Below are 16,383 nucleotides of genomic sequence, written 5' to 3' on the forward strand. Positions count from 1 at the left end.
TCAAGAAGGTACTGCCAGAGCGGGACTAGGAGCCGCAGGGTGACAGGGCGACAGACTCACAGAGTCACTGGGCTTCGCCCGGCCGGAAGGCGCACCAGGTCATTAGGTGCGGCTCCAGGATGGGCAAGGTCCCGGCCCCCGCGAAGGGAACCGGGACCTTGTCTACGTCCGGCCCGTGGCCAGGCGTTCAGGGGATGGTCAGTCGTCCTCGTGGTTGGTTGAGCCGGCGGGGATGCCAGGGACCTCGTCGGGCCCGTAGATCCTTTCGTCCCCGGGGTAGGGGTCCGACCAGTTGTGGGTCTGGTACCAGGTCCACCGGTTGAACAGGTTGGGATCCGCGGCGTCTTCCTTCGCGCCGTTGCCGGTCAAATGCTGCTTCTCTGACCAGTCCGCCCATTTCTCGGCGGTGTCTTTCATCGGCGCCGGGACGGCGACAGCCTTGGCGGCCTCATTGTTGACGGTGGCGGCGGCGGGGCCGGTCTGACCCAGGGTATCCAGCCCACATTCCGGGGCGGTCTTGACGCCTTCGGTGAGCGGGATCTGGTTCGGAACGGCGGTGAACGGTGTCAGGTCCGCCTTGTTCGTGAAGGCGTCGAACATTGGCGTGGCCGCGGCGACCTTCTGGTTCAGCGGCTGGGCGCCGAGGATCTGCTGGATGGTGCGGACCATGCTGATCTGCGAGTAGAAGGTGCTGACGGTCTTGCCGTGGACGGCGTAGGGGCTGATGACCTGGACGGGGGCGCGGTGGCCGTCGACGTGGTCGGTTCCGTTCTGGCTGTCGTCCTCGGCGATGAAGATCGCGTAGTCCTTCCAGTACTGGGAGTGGGAGATTTCGTCGACGATCTTGCCGACAGCGAGGTCGTTGTCGGCGACCTGGGCCCGGGGGTCGGCGGTGCCGCCGGTGTGGTCGCTGGAGAGCCACATCATCTGGAAGTTCTTCGGGCCGTTCTTCTCGAAGTCCTGCTTCCAGGTCGAGTAGCGGTAGATGTCAGGTACGGCGGTGTCGAAGGGTGCCGCGTTGGGGTCGGTGATGTCCTTGAGCGAGGGGATCGCCGAGCTGGCGTGCATCTGCAGCGCCGGGGTGAACAGCTGGGCGGGGTCTCCGCCGGCCATGGTGCTGGTGGCGGCGCAGTAGTACTGCTGCCAGGTGGCGCCGTCGGGCTTGCCCTCTTCGGAGTCGAACTCGCCGTAGTTCCTGGCGGTCTTCCCGGCGTCCTGGATCGCGGTCCAAAGGAAGCCGGAGCGCTGGTGGCCCAGGACGTCGTCCTCGGTGTCGTAGGAGCGCTTGTATTCGCCGGCGCTCGTCTCGGTGTAGGCGGGGTCATCGCCCTGCATCATCCAGTTGTGCCCCTCGGCCGAGTTGGTGCCGATGTCGTAGGTGTTGTCGTACAGGCCGAACTGGGTGGCCAGGGCGTGCTGGTTCGGGGTCACCTTCGCCCCGAACTGGGCCAGGGACGCATCGCCGTTGCCCTTCTGCATGTCGCCGTAGACCTGGTCGTAGGTGCGGTTCTCCTTCACGATCAGGAACACGTGCTGGATGGCTGACGGTTCGCCGACCCGTTTTGGCACGGCGACGGCCGGGTCATGGTCGGTTTGGCCCTGGGTTGCCTGCTTGGCGGAGCCGCCGTCCCAGCCGTTCTGTTCGAAGACCGTTTCGGTGTCGTGGCGGATCTGGTCGTCGTCGGGCATCTGGAACTTGGTGAGCGATGCGGTGGTGGAGTGTGTTCCGTGTCCGGTCGCGGCGTCTGTTCCGGCGCCTTCCTTGATGGTTACTTCCGTGCCGCGGGCGTCGACGCCGCGGATGTTGGTGACCACGATTTGGCCGTTCACCGCGGTGACGTTTCCGGGGTAGTAGTCCGTCGGCAGGAGGCCGATGTAGCTGGCGGGATCTTTGGCATCCTGCTTGTTGACCTTGTAGACCGCGACCGCGTTCGCTCGACCCAGCGAAATCAGGAGGTGGTCGCCCTGCATGGTGATGCCAGTCGGTTCATAGCCGACCTGGGACGAGGACCACGGCTGGGTGGCGATGGTCTGGAGGACCTTGTTGCTGGCCGTGTCCACGACCGAGACGGTGTCGCTGTTGGTGTTCGCCACGTACAGGGTGGGCCCGTCCAGGAACATCGCGGTCGGGTGCAGCTGCACGTCGATGGAAGCCGCCGGAGCGGCGGGGTTGGCCGTGTCGATGACGCTGAGGGTGCCGGTTGTTGAGGTGCCGAGCTTGGGGTCGGCCGGGACGTCGGTGCCGTAGGAGTTCATGGTTGCCTCGCCAGGTACGGCCGGGCGGCCTCCCTCGTTGGAGACGTAAAGCTTGGTCCCGACAAACTTCAGCTGCCTCGGGGCGATGCCCGTGCTGAAGATCTGCTTGATGGTGCCGGCAGCGGCGTCGATCGCGACCACCGTGTTTTGGCCGTTCACGGCGGCGTAGAGAGTGGAAGCGTCGGAGGAGAAGGCCATGCCAGCTGTCAGGGCCTGCTTTTCACCGGCTGTTGGAATGTCGATTTTCGTGCCGGTGCCGAGCGAGCCGTCTGCGTTGAAAGGGTAGCGGACGATGCCGGTCGCGACGGGCTCATAAAGGAACTTGCCGTCAGGCGAGAAAACCGGACCTTCCTGGCCGACCGATCCATCCGTGATGTGCTGGTAGGCCATGTTCCCGTAGCCGGCGTTGGCTGCCGCGGTCGCGAAGGCCGTGGCTGCCTGGGTGCCTGCCGCGGCGACCGGCTTGTACGTGGTGAGGTCGAAGACCTGGAGATCGACTGAGCGGTCGGCGCTGGTTCCGACGAGGAAGCGGCCGTCCGGGCTGACCGTGGAGCCCATAATCTTGCCGAAGGGCGTCATGAGGCGGTCACCGATTGGTTTGATTTCCTGGTTCGAGGAGATCTGCTCCCCGTTTTCGTTTTCGGAGCCGACCTGCTGCTGGCCGAAGGGGATCGTCGACGCTGCAGCGACGCCGGCTCCGGCCAGAATGGCGAGAGTGCATCCCTCGGCAACTACAGCCAGCGGCTTATGGGTGCGGACGGAACGGGACAGCTTACGCAGCACCGAGCGGCGGGGCTGTTCTTCATTGTTGGATTCAGGGGCGGGGCTTGTGACTGGTGTCATGCTGGCAAAACTAAGGGTGCCGAATGAAATTCAGGTGACCGTAATGGTTATTCCAGGCAACCATCAGGGGCCTTATGTAGAGGACCGCATCCGGGAGTGATCGCGACCGGAGGTGGCCAGATCAGGCCGTGAGCCCGACGCGCCAGGGGCGCCGCACGGGAGAATCGAGTGGCCGTAGCTCGTGGCCGGCTCACGGAGCTGCTCGCGTCACGCGCAGCGGAGCAACCCACGCCACTCACTGCTGCGCGGATGGCCAGGAGAACGAACGGGCCATTGCCGTGGTCTCGAAGTGGCTCCTTTCACGGTGGCACCGTTTCCTCTCTGCATTCCCAGAGACGTGGTTTAAGGTCGCGTGTCCTATGACGAAGAATCCATTTGGGCATCGGATGCACGAAAGAACCAATGAAAAATACGGGGAGCATCACCAGCTTCATCTCGGTGAGTGGCTGAAGCGCGAGGATGAGGCCAGGGAGCCTGGCTACAGCAGCACCTTCCTCAGCTACCACGGCCAGTCGCTGGCGCCGGCGAGGACGTGCCTCCATGGCCATGATTTCCTACCAGGCCAGGATCACTGATCGCACGGGGACCACGTCGGCAAGGACGCTCTTCGTCCAGTAAGCTCACGCTGTCCAAGCGCAGCCGGGCCTATTGGGTCCGACTCATCATTTGGCCGCGCTGCAGAGTCGATCGAGGGTCTCGTTGAGGGCTGATTCGATCCGGCCGTTCAGGTAGTCGCGTTTTTCCTGGGTGGAGGGGTCTTCGAGCTCCGAGGGCATCGGCGGGGTCGTGACTGTCATCGCGGCTTGATACTTTCCGTCTCCGCTGCTGACCGCTACCGTCTGATAGTCATCGAAGGAGCCCTTGCCCTCGTGCCGGGATTCTTTCGAGCACCCATCCCCGTGCTCCCACACGCCCAGCCCGTAGGGGCGGAAGCTCGGGCTGGTTTTCATCTCGCGCAGGGAGGTTGCAGAGACCGCCCGTCCTTGGAAGATTGCTGCCATGAGCAGGTTCAGGTCCTCCATCGTCGATATAGCGCCGCCGGCCGGGTTGCCCACGGAGAAGGTGTTGTTGGTGGTGTCGATACGCTCGCCGCGCAGGGCCACGTAGCCGTGCAAAAGCCCGGCTTCGTGCAGGTCAACCTGGTTAAGACTGGTGTTCTTTAGTCCAAGAGGGTCAAAGACCTCCTCCTGCATTACTTGGACGAAGGGCTTGTGCAGCAGGGTCTGGATGAGGAGTCCGAGTGCGAGGTAGTTCGTGTTTGAGTACTTGAATGATCCGACATCGTCATTAGTCCATGGCAAGGTTCCCGCCAGTTGCAGGCCACGCTCCATGGTGAGTGTCTGGGAAAGGACGGGGCGGAAGTCGATGTCTTTCGGCAGGGCATCATTGACCTCGGGCATCCCGGAAGTGTGGCTGAGCAGTTGCCTCACAGTGATTGGGCCTGGTGGTTTGAGTGACGAAGTGAATCCAGGGATGACGTCATTGACGGGCTCGTCGAGGCCAATGAGGTGGTCGTCCACGAGCTTCAGCACGGCCACGGCGGTCATTGTCTTGGTGACGCTGGCGACCTCTGCGCGGTCCGTGGGTTGCGCCGCCGTCCTGGTTTCGAGGTCTCGGACGCCGTAGGCTCGGGACCACTCGCCCTCGGGCCAGTGGATCTGTACGACGGCGGAGGGTGCTCCCTCATCCATGAACAACTGGATTTGATGTTCCAGCGACACGAAGGGACTCGGTGAGCTCGAAGATGCGGTGGGTCCATCGTTGGACTGGGTGCAGCCAGTTGCCGTGAGGACCAGGGCGAATACAAGGGCCGCCCGCCTCCAAACGTGGCTCTTCTTGGTCATTGGGTGCCGCCGTTCCGCCTATGAGACAAGCTTGGCCGCCTGCGGCACCACGTCCGGCCAGACCACGACGGCACCGCCGCCCCAGCACAGCAATTTTATTACCGGCCATCACAGCAGGGAAAGCATTCCCCAGTAGCCTCAGGTCGCCGGTTGAACTATCACTGTCCGAGGTGACGTCTCCCATCGCTCGATTAGGGTCGCGCGCAGGCAGGACCCCGTCTGGCCGACACAGCGCCGCAACCGCCGGCACCCGCCCACGGGCCCAGGAGCGTCATTAGGTCGGCTCCGGCACCGCGTCGTAGACCCCGATATGATCGATCGCCTCGACGAAATCAACACGGATCTCCTTGCCCGACGAGAACTCGCCCACACGAGAGACTGGTTAGGGGAACTTGAGGGCATCGACCTGACCCTCCAATTCCTGGAAGGAACGCGACGGCGTACTTGAACATTGAAGATGCGCTTCAGGTAGTCGATGGGTACCGCTTCTATATCCGCGATGTCGTGTTGTGGCCCTCAGTATTGACCAGGCTGGCTGCGACTGTCATGGGCGCGGAAGCTTATACGGAACTCGCGGTGAAGGCGGCAGCCTTGTTGGGGTCGGTCACACGGTTCCATCCACTCGTTGATGGCAACAAACGGACGGCATGAACGCTCTTGGTGCTGCTGCTGTGGATCAACGGTTACCGCCACGACTTTACCCCGGATGAGGGTTTCGACCTCGTCGTCGGAGTCGCCGCGGGCACTATCGACCTGGCGATCGCTGTCGCCGAGATTTCCAGCCATTTGGTGCCCCGGTAGTCCTCCAGCGCCCCCATAAGGGGGTGTGGACAATGTCCACACTTTTCGTCTCGTACTGGGACAAACAGCCGTCGGACTGGCCCGGATTCCTTATGTTTTCGCGGGTTCCCACTGTTTGCATGGGCGGGAATGTAGTTCGAGTCCCACCTTGGGCACGCATTCCCCCTCGTCAGAGGGGTTTTTGCTTTAATGTTTGGACATTGACCCTCCGCGGGTCCCTCTGACACTGGCCGCGGTTTGTGGCTGGCACCGCGGTGGCCTATGAAGTTATGTGTGGGGCGGGGTTAGGGTCCTGGGTGCACGGGCGGCTTTTTTGACTGCATTTGGTCCTACCTCCTGGTTCTTCCTTCACTACTTCATGAAGTTTTCTGTTGCAGGCGACATGACTTTGCGGCCGAGCCGCGGTTTCGGAGGACGTCCCGGGTTCAGTGGGAACGTCTCCGGAGTCTGTGGCTGGCGTTCGACCCGTCGACAGAGTTAAGGTGTGTGGGCTCCGGTCTCTTCTTCCGGTCAAACTCTGGTGTGGGTGATCCGTCTGACTTTGGAGATCCGAACTAGCAACGCTGCTCACTTTCCGTTCCGCGGAGCACACGAAGGAGTGGAATTCCGATCCGGAGGGATGGGACGCTGCGGTGGAGAGCTGGCTTCGGAAGGTCCCGCCGTCGTCGTCCATATCGCTGTGACTGCGTGGCTAGGAGGCTTCGAGGCCCCGGGGCCGGAAGGCCCGGTCTTTGTCCATGTTCCAGCCGGCGACCATTCCGGAGCCGATCATCAGGTCGCTGAGCTTGGCTAGGCGGTAGGCGGGGTCTGCTTCGAGGGCGAGTTGCAGGAACTGGTGGGCCCGCCGGAGTAGTCAGCCGCCTCCACCAGGGCAGAGGAAATCTGTTGGGCCTCTTCTGCATAGCTATAGCGCATCATCAGCCCAGACGCAGTGTTCGCACTATCCTGTGGCCAAACTGAGCTGTTGCGTCGGCCGAGTTCCATACTTAGGTGCAAATGTCGCGGCGCCCACCGTGGACCCGGATCGATTCTGCCGATGATGACCTGCCCATCCGGCTCTTCGGTTACGATCACGAACACCTCGGCCGCTTCAGAGACGTCAAGGTCTAGTGTCATGGGTGACCGCGGCTGACACCTGGGAAGGTTACCTGCCGCCCGGCGGGCATTCTCCGGCACCTTGTCCCCGGCAAGGGTCAGGGACGATCTTGCCCGAAGCGGCTTGGGTCGACTGGCTGCTGGGCCTTGGGAAGGTTCTCCACCACCAGGAGGTAGGACTCGGTCACGAGATCATCAACCAGGAGCCCGTTGATGTCCTTGCCCTCGGACAGCGTGATCCAGTGCTTCTTGTTCATGTGATAGCCAGGGGTGATGTGTTCGTGCGATTGCTGCAACGCTTTGCTGTCTGCGGGGGTGGCCTTTAGCACCACGATCGGTTCTCCGGTCACTTCTGTGAGAAGCATGAAGACCTTCCCGCGCACCTTGTACACGTCCCAGTCCGCACCGAACGGGTGTTCCAGCTGTGCACCGGGCAGCTCCTGGGTGCGGGCCGCTGCTCGCTCTTGCAGCTTTGTGCCTTTCAAAGTGACATTCCTTCCAAGATACGGCAGTAAATACTGATATTGACTGGTGCGACGGCGCGCCAACGGCGGGTTGAAGGGGATTTCAGCCCGGCGCCGGCGGGACTTTGACGTCGATTAGTGGGGCCTGCCTTAGGGGCGGTTCGGTTTGACCAGTTCCTTGGTGAGGCGGCCGATGGCGTCCTCGGCCGTGGGAGGGGGCCCGAACAGCTGCTCCTGTCGGCGGGGGTTTGCGACGTAGCGGCCGGTATCGAACCAGCCGAACATCGCCGTCATGTCCTGCACTATCGGCCAGAAACGTCCGGCGACGGCGCCTATGGAGCGTGTGACGGCGGAAGGGACTGCGCGCACCTTGATGGGCTTTCCGGCGTTTATAGTCATAAGGCTTGCCACTTCGAGCACGCTGACCGGCCGGTCCCAGCCGATGTCGATGCGCTCAGCGTCATCGGCGTCGGCGTCGACGGCCGCCGCCAGGTATGACGCGAGGTCGGAGGTGTGGACGAAGGTCAGCGGGACGGATGGCTTGCCCAGCCACATCATTCGGCCTTTTTCGACGGGGTTGCCCCCCATGCTGGCGACCTGGTCGATGAATGCTCCTGGACGCAGGGCGATGAACGGGACTCCGAGCTGTTCGAGCTTGTCCTCGGCGACCTTTTTGTGCCAGAAGTGGGGGACGTGGGGTGTCTGGTCGCTCGTCAGGATGCTGGTCAGTACGAAACGCCGGATACCGGTCCGGTGGGCTGCTTCGGCGAGGTTGGAGTTGCCGACAGTGTCGATGTCCTGCGCGTTCTTGCCGCCGCGTGTGTATCCGGCGGCGGTAGTGATGACGGCATCCGCTCCCTGCATGGCGGCGACGAGCGAGTCGAGGTCGAGCATGTCGCCCCGGGCGATCTCGATACCTTTGTTCTCGAGTCGGCTCGCGTCGGTGGTCGGGCGGACGAGTGCACGAACTTTCTTGCCGCGTTTAAGGAGTTCGTCGACGACCTTGCCGCCGAGGGAGCCGGTTGCTCCGACGACGAGGACCGGGAGGGACGAAGGGGTGGTGGTCATGAGGTCTCACTTTCCATCCGGATCGTTTGGGCCCGGGCGTTGATGGATTTGACGATGGCGTCGGCGGCGTTCACTACGGATTCCGCCTGCTGAGGTGACAGGTTTCTGATCGTGGTCTCCTCCAACGTCCGCCACATGGATTCGATCGGCTTGCGCATGGCTCGACCCTTCTCGGTGAGATGGACGACCATGACGCGCCGGTCGTGTTCGGCCGGCTGGCGGATCAGGAGGCCGGCGTCTTGCATGCGGCGCAAGGTCTTAGAGACGGTGGAGTGGTCGAGTCCAACGCTGGCGAGAAGTTCGGACTGGGTCTGGCCGTCCTGGTCGAAGAGGTGCATGAGCACCAATTCCTGTCCGGGATGCAGATCAAGCTGTCGAAGCAGCCCGGCAGCGTAGCCCCGGTGGGCACGGGCAAGTTGAAAGATTGCGTAGCTCACAGGGCCCTGGTCGAAGGTAGTGGGGTTGTGCAGATTTGGGGTCGGCATTTTTCGGTCCATTCAGCCGCTGTGCGTCGGGTAGTCGGTGTAGCCTACAGCGCCACCTCCATAGAAAGTCGCCGGGTCAGGGGTGTTCAACGGCGCATTCGAGCGTAGCCGCGCGACCAGATCCGGGTTGGCAAGTGCGAGGGCGCCGACGGAGATGAGTTCGGCTGAGCCGTTCTCGATGTCCTTGACCCGGGTGGGAACGTCGGCACCGGAGCGGTTAAGGATCAGTGTGGATGACCATAGGTCGCGAAGCGCGTCCAACAGTGCATCGTCGCCAGCGTGGAGGACGTGAAGATAGGCGAGGCCGAGCGGACTGAGGGCGTGCAGGAGCGCCGGATAGAGTTCAGCGGTGTCGGACTCGGCGATGTCGTTGTAGGGGTTGCCGGGGGAGATACGCAGACCGGTGCGCTCGGCGCCGATCTCGTTTGCCACGGCGGTGGCGACCTCGACGGCGAAGCGGATGCGGTTCTCGATGGAACCGCCGTAGAGGTCAGTGCGCTGGTTGGTGTTGTCGGACAGGAACTGGTGCACCAGATAGCCGTTCGCGGCGTGGATCTCGACGCCGTCAGCGCCCGCCGCCACGGCAGCCGCCGCGGCGCGGCGGAAGTCGTCGACGCTCGCGGCGACCTCCTTAGTGGACAGTGAGCGCGGGGTCGGCATTTCCTGTGGCCCGGATGCGGTGAACATGACGCCGGCCGGCCGGATCGCCGACGGGGCGACAGGCTGGCGTCCGTGGGGGGTGTTCTCGGGGTGCGATATACGTCCAACATGCATCAACTGGATGAAGATCCGGCCGTTCGCTGCGTGCACGGCGTCGGTGACCTGGTGCCAGCCGGCGATCTGCTCGTCATTGTGAATTCCTGGGGTGAGCAGGTAGCCCTGTCCGTCGGGGGAGGGCTGAGTGCCCTCCGTGATGATGAGCGCGTGCGAGGCCCGTTGGGCGTAGTACTCGGCGTTGAGCTCCGTGGGCACCCCCTCGGGGGTGGAGCGATCGCGAGTCATGGGGGCCATAACGAGGCGGTGGGGGAGAGAGGTGCCGCCGACGGTGGTCGGCGTCCAGAGGGTATTCAGCATGGGTCTTCCTTCGGTGCGGTGATGGTCACGGGGCGGACAGCCAGCGCGCGGTCAGGCGACGGTGAGCACGAGCTTGCCCCGGATGTGCCCGGTGTCGCTGACCTGCTGGGCCGTGGCGGCTCGAGCGAGGGGGTAGGCATTGACGGTGGTGACGATCTTTCCGGTCGCGGCGTCCTGCGCCAGCGCAGCCAGGCGGTTGGCCGAGCGCTCTTTGGAACTGGTGGCAAAAGTGATCCCGAGCTGATGAGCTCGGAAATCGGCGAGGGTGACGATCCTGTCGGTGCCGCCGCGCAGGGTGATGGAGTCCTCGAGAGCTCCCTTCCCTGCAACGTCGAGTACCGCGTCCACCCCGGCGGGGGCAAGAGCCTGCACCCGCTCGACGAGCCCTTCCCCGTACAAGGTCGCCTCGGCGCCGAGTGAGGTGACATAGTCCTGGTTAGTGGGGCCGGCCGTGCCGATGACGCGAGCACCGCGGGCGGCGGCGAGTTGGACCACGATGGTCCCGACCGCTCCTGCGGCGCCATGGACGAGCAAGGTCTCCCCGGGGGCGACACTGAGCAGGTTCAAGACCCGCTCGGCTGTCTCGCCCGCCACGGGGAGCGCGACCGCGTGTTCCCAGTCAAGGTCGGCGGGCTTGGGGGCGACGGTCGTGGCCAGGGCGTACTGTGCGTAGGCGCCGGTATCTGACCATCCAACGACCTCGTCTCCCACGCTCACCTCCGTTACGCCGACGCCCACTGCGTCCACTGTGCCGGAGACCTCGTAGCCTGGAATGACCGGCAGTGGTGTCGGGAAAGCGGCCTGCAGGGCGCCGGAGCGGATCTTTCCGTCCAGTGCGTTCACTCCGGCCGCCCTGACCCGGACACGCACCTGCCCCGGACCGGGCTGTGGGACCTCGACGTCCGCCTCGTGCAGAACATCGGTTCCGCCGAACTGGTCAAACTGGATAGCTTTCATGATCTCTTCTCTTCCTGTTGAAAACGAAGTATGTGGCTAGCCACAAATATCCACGATAACCAGCCAAGGATCGACGAGGTGACCGAGCGAGTGTCCAATGGTGCCGCCCACACGGACGCCGTGTCCATCGTGGCTCGGGACTTCAGCGCGGCGGCGAGGTTGTAGCGGCATCGCTAAAGCGCCCGGTCTTTTCAGGAGAGTCTGAGGCTCAGGTTCACCACTCAGTTCCATTTGAGTGCTTCTGCTACCTTGGCTGCTGGCTGCGCCGCTCTGTTCTGCGGGGACGCCGCCGTTGCCGCCGCGGCCGGTGGCCCACTGGGTTGGGTGATCGCGGCGAGCGGTTCGGAGATGACCTGGGGTGATGCGGCCTCAGCGTCGCCGAAGGTCATCGTGCTCGGGTGGACGGTGGCTTTCACCGGTGCTCCGGTGTGGGCTGCCGCAAACCCCATTGAGGGATTACTCCCTCCCGTTCAGAGGCCGGATGGGCCAAACCGGGCAATGGCGACGCCAGCGGCGAGAATCCCAAGGACGATGTTGATGATGACATTCGGCGTTTCGTGGCGTCGGCCGTGGGTGATGGCCGCACCAACCATGAGGAGGACGAGCCCGGCCGCGGCAGCGGGCACGAGCACGGTGGCGATACCCAGTACTGCCGGCAGGATGAGGCCGAGGGCGGCGAGGATTTCGAGTGCGCCGATGCTCTTGACTGCGGCGTCGGAGAAGTCTTCCACCCATCCTTGGCCGGTAGCCGCGAGTTTCGCTTTTGGCTGGGCGATTTTCATCGTTCCGGCTGCAGTTCGAGTCCCACCTCGGGCACAGTGTTTCCGCACGTCAGAGGCTTATTGGCGTGAGTAGTGTTGACAAAGCTTGACTTTTCGGACGTTGCATGATTCGTTTCTGCCTTGCCGCTGGCCACTCGCTTCAGACATAGAACCAGCATGAAGATTGCCCGAATCAATATTTCTGCAGGAACTGCGAGAAAGCACTCCAAAGTTCTGAAGGTCCGAGGAGGTAGAGGTCGTTATCCACTGCTAAAGGTCAGGAGCCATTGGGAAAGCTCCCTCAGCAGCAGTAGCGGTGGATAACCCGTCAGGATTGTCCCCGGCTGTGGGCTGCGCCCCAGCGGCCCCAAGGGTTGTTCGAAGACGCAGCCGGGTCCTACGTGCTCACGGCATCCCTAGCGCCAAGCAAACATGCACCCCCGGCTACAGCCGTTTGTTCCGGGAACCGGCAAGTCCTAGGTGGGTGGTGCGACATCCAGCCCGGGGGCAGCCAAACACCGAAACCCTCAGATAAAATAAGCCTCAGAACGGTCTTCCGTGACCATCGGATGCTTTCGTCGTAGCATTGGCCCCTACTAGGAGTGCAGCTGGCCTCAGCTCAGAACGAGAGTGACCGAATGAACGGTGAGCGGAACGTGTGGGAACCTCCGTTTGTTGGCGAAGAACAGAGAATCATCGTCGATGACTTGGTGTCGGCCTTCAATCAAGTGTCTACTGCTCAACGACCGCAATGGATACACCTCACCGCACCTTCAGGGTGGGGTAAAACACGCATCGCGAGGGAGTTCTACGCGCGCTTAGCTGCGGATAAACAATCGACTCCCAATTATTGGCCCGACACTATTCTTGGTTCGCTCGCCGCGGACAACATTGACCTCACTGATGTTTCCTCACGTCGCAAGCGCCTATATCCCACTGTTACACATGTTCCTAAAAGCTTGCCTTCTTGGATGTGGTGGGGAGTTGATTGCTCCAACCGGTCAGGTGGAGCATCGAACATGCTTGCTGAGGAGTTGCGTCAGTTCGAGGCGCACGCAGAGTATCTCGATATGGCCGTCAAACGAAAGGGAGGGGGAAACATATGGGTCGACTTCGCAAAAGCTGTCGGTGAAGAAGGGTTTAATGAAGGCCTTGGTCACGCGGCAGAAGAGCTTGCAAACGCTGCTGTACCGGGTGTCGGCCTAGTCACTTGGGGGGTAAAACGAGCGATAGCATCAAACAAGCAACGTATGCGACGTAAGCATTTGTTAGAAGGAAGTGTCGATATCCTGGGGCAAGGTACTGGCACCGCACAGGACCTTCTTGGGGAAACCTACTTGCTAATCACCGGCCTTGCCAGTCGCGGGCTTCCGGTGGTGATACTTGCTGAGGATGTCCAACAATCGACAGCAATTTTTGCACAACTTCTTGAGAAACTCATCAGCTCCGAGGTCCCCGTGTTGCTGTTAACAACTGCGTGGCCAGGAAACCCCGCCGACAATACCGAGTTAGATCGTGCCCTTAATGCGCGTCCCGACAGGCTGATAGTCGTAACACATCAAGAGCATGATGGCCGAGTAACGTCGCGAAAGACCGGGCTCGGCAAACTTTCAATTCCTGACAGAAAAAAGATTTTAGGATTCTACTATCCTGACATTGAGAGGGACACGGGCACCGCACTAGCAATGCGCTACCCCAATCCACTAGCACTGGAATTATTCTGTCAAATCGAGAAGTACCAGAAACGGTTTTCAAATAAGCAATTGTGCCTCGATAAAGCGGAGGTCTTGGCGTTACCCGCAAAGGTCCGAGATCTCTACAGAGTCGCCTGGCACGCGCTGCCGAAAAGTGTTCGACTCTTTCTATCGGTTGCCGCCCAAAGCACTCCTGCAGCCATTAGCCCGCAAGAGCACAATTCGAAACAATGGAACCAAAACTGGCTTTTTGAATCACTCATTTCCCTAGGATTCATGGCGGAGGACGAAGTCGCCCTGGTTGCAAAAGACGCGCAAACGAGCTACTCGTGGATCCGTCACATGAGTGTAGTCCTCTATCAATTTCATGAAGCGGATCAAATGCTAGTAGCCCTCGAAGACGACTCCTTTGTGTTTGCTCATGAACTAAACAAACTTCTGGAATTCCTAGCGCACAAAGTGGCTCATGAGTTTGAGATGCATCCCTCAGGCGATGAACCGGCTAAAGAGCATGCGGCAAGGTTAACTTTGGCACTCTATGCCCGAGGGTTGCTTAGGGACGGTCAGCTATTAGTTGAGGCTGCAGACTACTTGGTGACTGGCCTTCGAGGGTCTGCAGGAGACTTCGTTGAAATTATCCGAATAGCTGAATACGTACTCCCTCAGGTGGACCAGTGGAGTATCTCGGCGCTTTCTTTGGAACTTATATACGGGGATGCGCTGCACGAAGCTGGTCGGTTTGCGGAGGCCTTAATTGTATACGAAAGGTCCCTTCCGCAGCTGGAGACGCTCGCAGGGCAATACAGTCAAATAGTTTTCCAATACCGCAGAAAAATTGCCAGTGCAATCGCTATGGCAGGTGATTATCATCGCGGATCTTCACTATACGAAGTCCTTCTGGCTGATCAGATCCAGCATTTAGGAGGCTTTCATTCTGACACGCTTGCGACTCGGCGCGACATAGCAATCGTTAATTCAACAGCGTCCTTCGATGAAGCTGCATTTCGGTCTCTGATTGCAGACGAAGAACGGATTTATGGGCCAGGTCATAAGAATACTTGGCCTACGTTAGAAGCCTTTGGGCAGGCTTTGTGGAAGGTTAACCGCAATGATGAGGCGGCCGTGCTATACCGAGAGCTTCTTTCTGCGCACGAGCAAGAATCAATGGGCGACGATCCTGATAATCTCGCAACGAAGAATGACTATGGTTTGACATTTCTGGGAGAAGAACGAGTAGAGGAAGCAGTAGCGTGGTTCGAGACTTTGCACGACGATGTGACCAGGGTAATGGGGCCGACCCACCCTGCAACGCTTAACGTTGAGAACAATTGGGCTGTAAGTTTGCTCAGAGCCAGCAAACGTAAAGAGGCAATTCAGCTATTTGAAAAGGTACTGTCCAAGCGCTCCTCAGTGTTAGGTTTCGAACACCCTGACACCCTGGAAAGCAAACATGCTCTGGCAGATGCTCTCGCGCTCGACGGGTCTCCCAAGGCTGCGATGAAACTTTTTGAAGAAGTTATAGCCGATCGCAGGCGAATTCTCGGACAGAATCATCCGAGGACTTTGAATACTTGCCATAACATTGCTGGCCTACTGTCTACAGAAGGAAGGCACGCCGAAGCCATCGACGCTTTTGTGAAGCTAATCAAAAACCGACAGTTGGTATTAGGCGTGGATCATCCCGACACGCTTAGGGCTAAGCATGACCTTGGTAACGCAATGCTTCGCGCTCAACAGCCCGATGCTGCCTTGAAGCTCTTTCAGGCAGTGCTATCCCGACAAGTAAGAACACTAGGAGAAGATCATCGCCTTACCCTCCGCACGCGCTTTAGTCTCGCGAACGCTCTACAGATGACCTTGCGACTAGCGGAAGCCACACGACTGCGGCGGTCCGTTCTGGCTGATCAAATTAGAGTTCTCGGCCACGATCACCCCGATACCGAAACAACCAGGGCCGCTCTCAACCTTCTTGAACCTTAGGGTCCGTCGGGACACAACCCAACTATCGCTCCCATAAGTTGTTGGCCAGCGGCGGGCTTTCTCGGCCCTTCCCACGTCCAACTCCCGTCGCGGCGTTCGCCCTGAAAATCAGCCTCCCGGGAAAGGGCGTCTCGACCGGGCGACGGCGAGCAGTCTTTGGACTTGACCTAAGCATATACATCCGGGCGTGTCAGCTTTGATGCAAAGTGTTGTTGCTTGGGTTCAGCCGACAGAGAATGACGCTTCCGGCCGACTGGTTATGGCCTGTTGCTAGCGTCCCCCTGTCATGTCGGGTGCGTTCCGCGGCAGCACATCAGTCAGGCTAAGGCCAAGGGCCTGGCACAGCGCGATCAGCGTTGAAAGACGTGGATTCATGGGTGTCCCCGGGCGGGACTCTCCCTTTTCGTATTTCATATAGCAGCTACCGGTTACTTCGGCAATCTGCAAGCGACCGCCACTGATGCCTCCAGATAGGTGAGGGAGGAAGTGAACGCTTCACCGGCTGCATGTTAACCCCGGAGATGGGAGCACTGCCGGACGCCCGGCCACTACCGTTCGGAGTGCACTCAACTGAACTAGAAGGGTGTGGACAATGTCCACACTTTCCATCTCGGACTGGGCCGTACAGCCTTCCGACTCGGTCGGATTCCGCATAATTCCGCGATTTCCCTGTGTACTCAGGGCTTGGAATGTAGTTCGAGTCCCACCTCGGACACGACAGATTCCCTCGTCAGAGGCGATTATGCTTCTACGTGTTGACAAAGCTGGTGGTCGCGTCGCTCTGACGGCTGATTCGCGGTCTCTGGCCTGGCTGCCGCGATGGCCTCTTCAGGTGTGTGGGGTGGCGGGTTCAAGACCCTGGCTGGCCTTCCGCCTGCTGAAGTGGTTTATATGGTTCCTCGTTCCCGTGCTGTCGGGTGGGCCGGGGGGCCTACACCTATGCATGGGCCGGGGGAGCGGGGACGACATGACTTCGGCGCTCTCGCTTAAGAACGCCCTTGGAGTCGGTCTCACGGCGTGCCCGCGACAGTCGCGCCTCAACGTTTGTCCTGCCAAAGAGG

Annotated in this window: 12 protein-coding genes; 3 read left to right on the forward strand and 9 right to left on the reverse strand. The window is 60.8% G+C overall.

The window, feature by feature from the left end:
* Positions 1 to 198 precede the first annotated feature (198 nt).
* Entirely contained in the window at positions 199 to 3,099 is a 2,901-nt protein-coding gene (locus tag ACTHQS_RS09820) for an alkaline phosphatase family protein (RefSeq protein WP_440168179.1), read from the reverse strand.
* A 662-nt stretch (positions 3,100 to 3,761) separates the two neighbouring features.
* Positions 3,762 to 4,790, reverse strand: coding sequence for a serine hydrolase domain-containing protein (locus tag ACTHQS_RS09825; RefSeq protein ID WP_440168181.1), 1,029 nt, complete (start codon positions 4,788 to 4,790; stop codon positions 3,762 to 3,764).
* Between the two features lie 597 nt (positions 4,791 to 5,387).
* On the opposite strand from ACTHQS_RS09825, the gene ACTHQS_RS09830 reads away from it, so the two are divergent.
* Together ACTHQS_RS09830 and ACTHQS_RS09835 are read left to right on the forward strand one after the other, a co-directional pair.
* Complete coding sequence (locus ACTHQS_RS09830) at positions 5,388 to 5,594, forward strand: Fic family protein (protein ID WP_440168183.1); 207 nt, start codon at positions 5,388 to 5,390, stop codon at positions 5,592 to 5,594.
* A 6-nt stretch (positions 5,595 to 5,600) separates the two neighbouring features.
* A complete protein-coding gene (locus ACTHQS_RS09835) occupies positions 5,601 to 5,744 on the forward strand; it encodes a hypothetical protein (protein ID WP_440168185.1) in 144 nt (47 codons plus the stop codon).
* Between the two features lie 1,193 nt (positions 5,745 to 6,937).
* Here the strand turns inward: ACTHQS_RS09835 and ACTHQS_RS09840 are convergent.
* The 7 genes from ACTHQS_RS09840 to ACTHQS_RS09870 form a co-directional block, all read right to left on the reverse strand.
* Positions 6,938 to 7,324, reverse strand: coding sequence for an MmcQ/YjbR family DNA-binding protein (locus tag ACTHQS_RS09840; RefSeq protein ID WP_440168187.1), 387 nt, complete (start codon positions 7,322 to 7,324; stop codon positions 6,938 to 6,940).
* A 129-nt stretch (positions 7,325 to 7,453) separates the two neighbouring features.
* Positions 7,454 to 8,371 carry an SDR family oxidoreductase gene (locus ACTHQS_RS09845; RefSeq protein WP_440168189.1) on the reverse strand — a complete coding sequence of 306 codons (918 nt, stop codon included), beginning with the start codon at positions 8,369 to 8,371 and terminating at the stop codon, positions 7,454 to 7,456.
* Positions 8,368 to 8,856: a MarR family winged helix-turn-helix transcriptional regulator gene (locus ACTHQS_RS09850; protein WP_440168191.1), complete on the reverse strand. Its 489-nt coding sequence runs from the start codon at positions 8,854 to 8,856 to the stop codon at positions 8,368 to 8,370. The genes ACTHQS_RS09845 and ACTHQS_RS09850 overlap by 4 nt, the downstream gene beginning before the upstream one ends.
* A 12-nt stretch (positions 8,857 to 8,868) precedes the next feature.
* Positions 8,869 to 9,930 (reverse strand): alkene reductase, encoded by a 1,062-nt coding sequence (locus ACTHQS_RS09855; protein WP_440168193.1) that lies wholly within the window; start codon positions 9,928 to 9,930, stop codon positions 8,869 to 8,871.
* 51 nt (positions 9,931 to 9,981) lie between these two features.
* A complete protein-coding gene (locus ACTHQS_RS09860; RefSeq protein ID WP_440168195.1) occupies positions 9,982 to 10,887 on the reverse strand; it encodes an NADP-dependent oxidoreductase in 906 nt (301 codons plus the stop codon).
* 221 nt (positions 10,888 to 11,108) lie between these two features.
* On the reverse strand, positions 11,109 to 11,336 hold the full coding sequence (locus tag ACTHQS_RS09865; protein WP_440168197.1) for a hypothetical protein: 228 nt from the start codon (positions 11,334 to 11,336) through the stop codon (positions 11,109 to 11,111).
* Positions 11,337 to 11,357: 21 nt separating this feature from the next.
* Positions 11,358 to 11,717, reverse strand: coding sequence for a DoxX family protein (locus tag ACTHQS_RS09870; RefSeq protein ID WP_440168199.1), 360 nt, complete (start codon positions 11,715 to 11,717; stop codon positions 11,358 to 11,360).
* 569 nt (positions 11,718 to 12,286) lie between these two features.
* Here ACTHQS_RS09870 and ACTHQS_RS09875 point away from each other — a divergent pair.
* A complete protein-coding gene (locus tag ACTHQS_RS09875; RefSeq protein WP_440168201.1) occupies positions 12,287 to 15,322 on the forward strand; it encodes a tetratricopeptide repeat protein in 3,036 nt (1,011 codons plus the stop codon).
* The last annotated feature ends 1,061 nt before the right edge of the window (positions 15,323 to 16,383 follow it).

The sequence above is a fragment of the Arthrobacter sp. SAFR-044 genome, assembly GCF_051965175.1.
GTDB lineage: Bacteria > Actinomycetota > Actinomycetes > Actinomycetales > Micrococcaceae > Arthrobacter.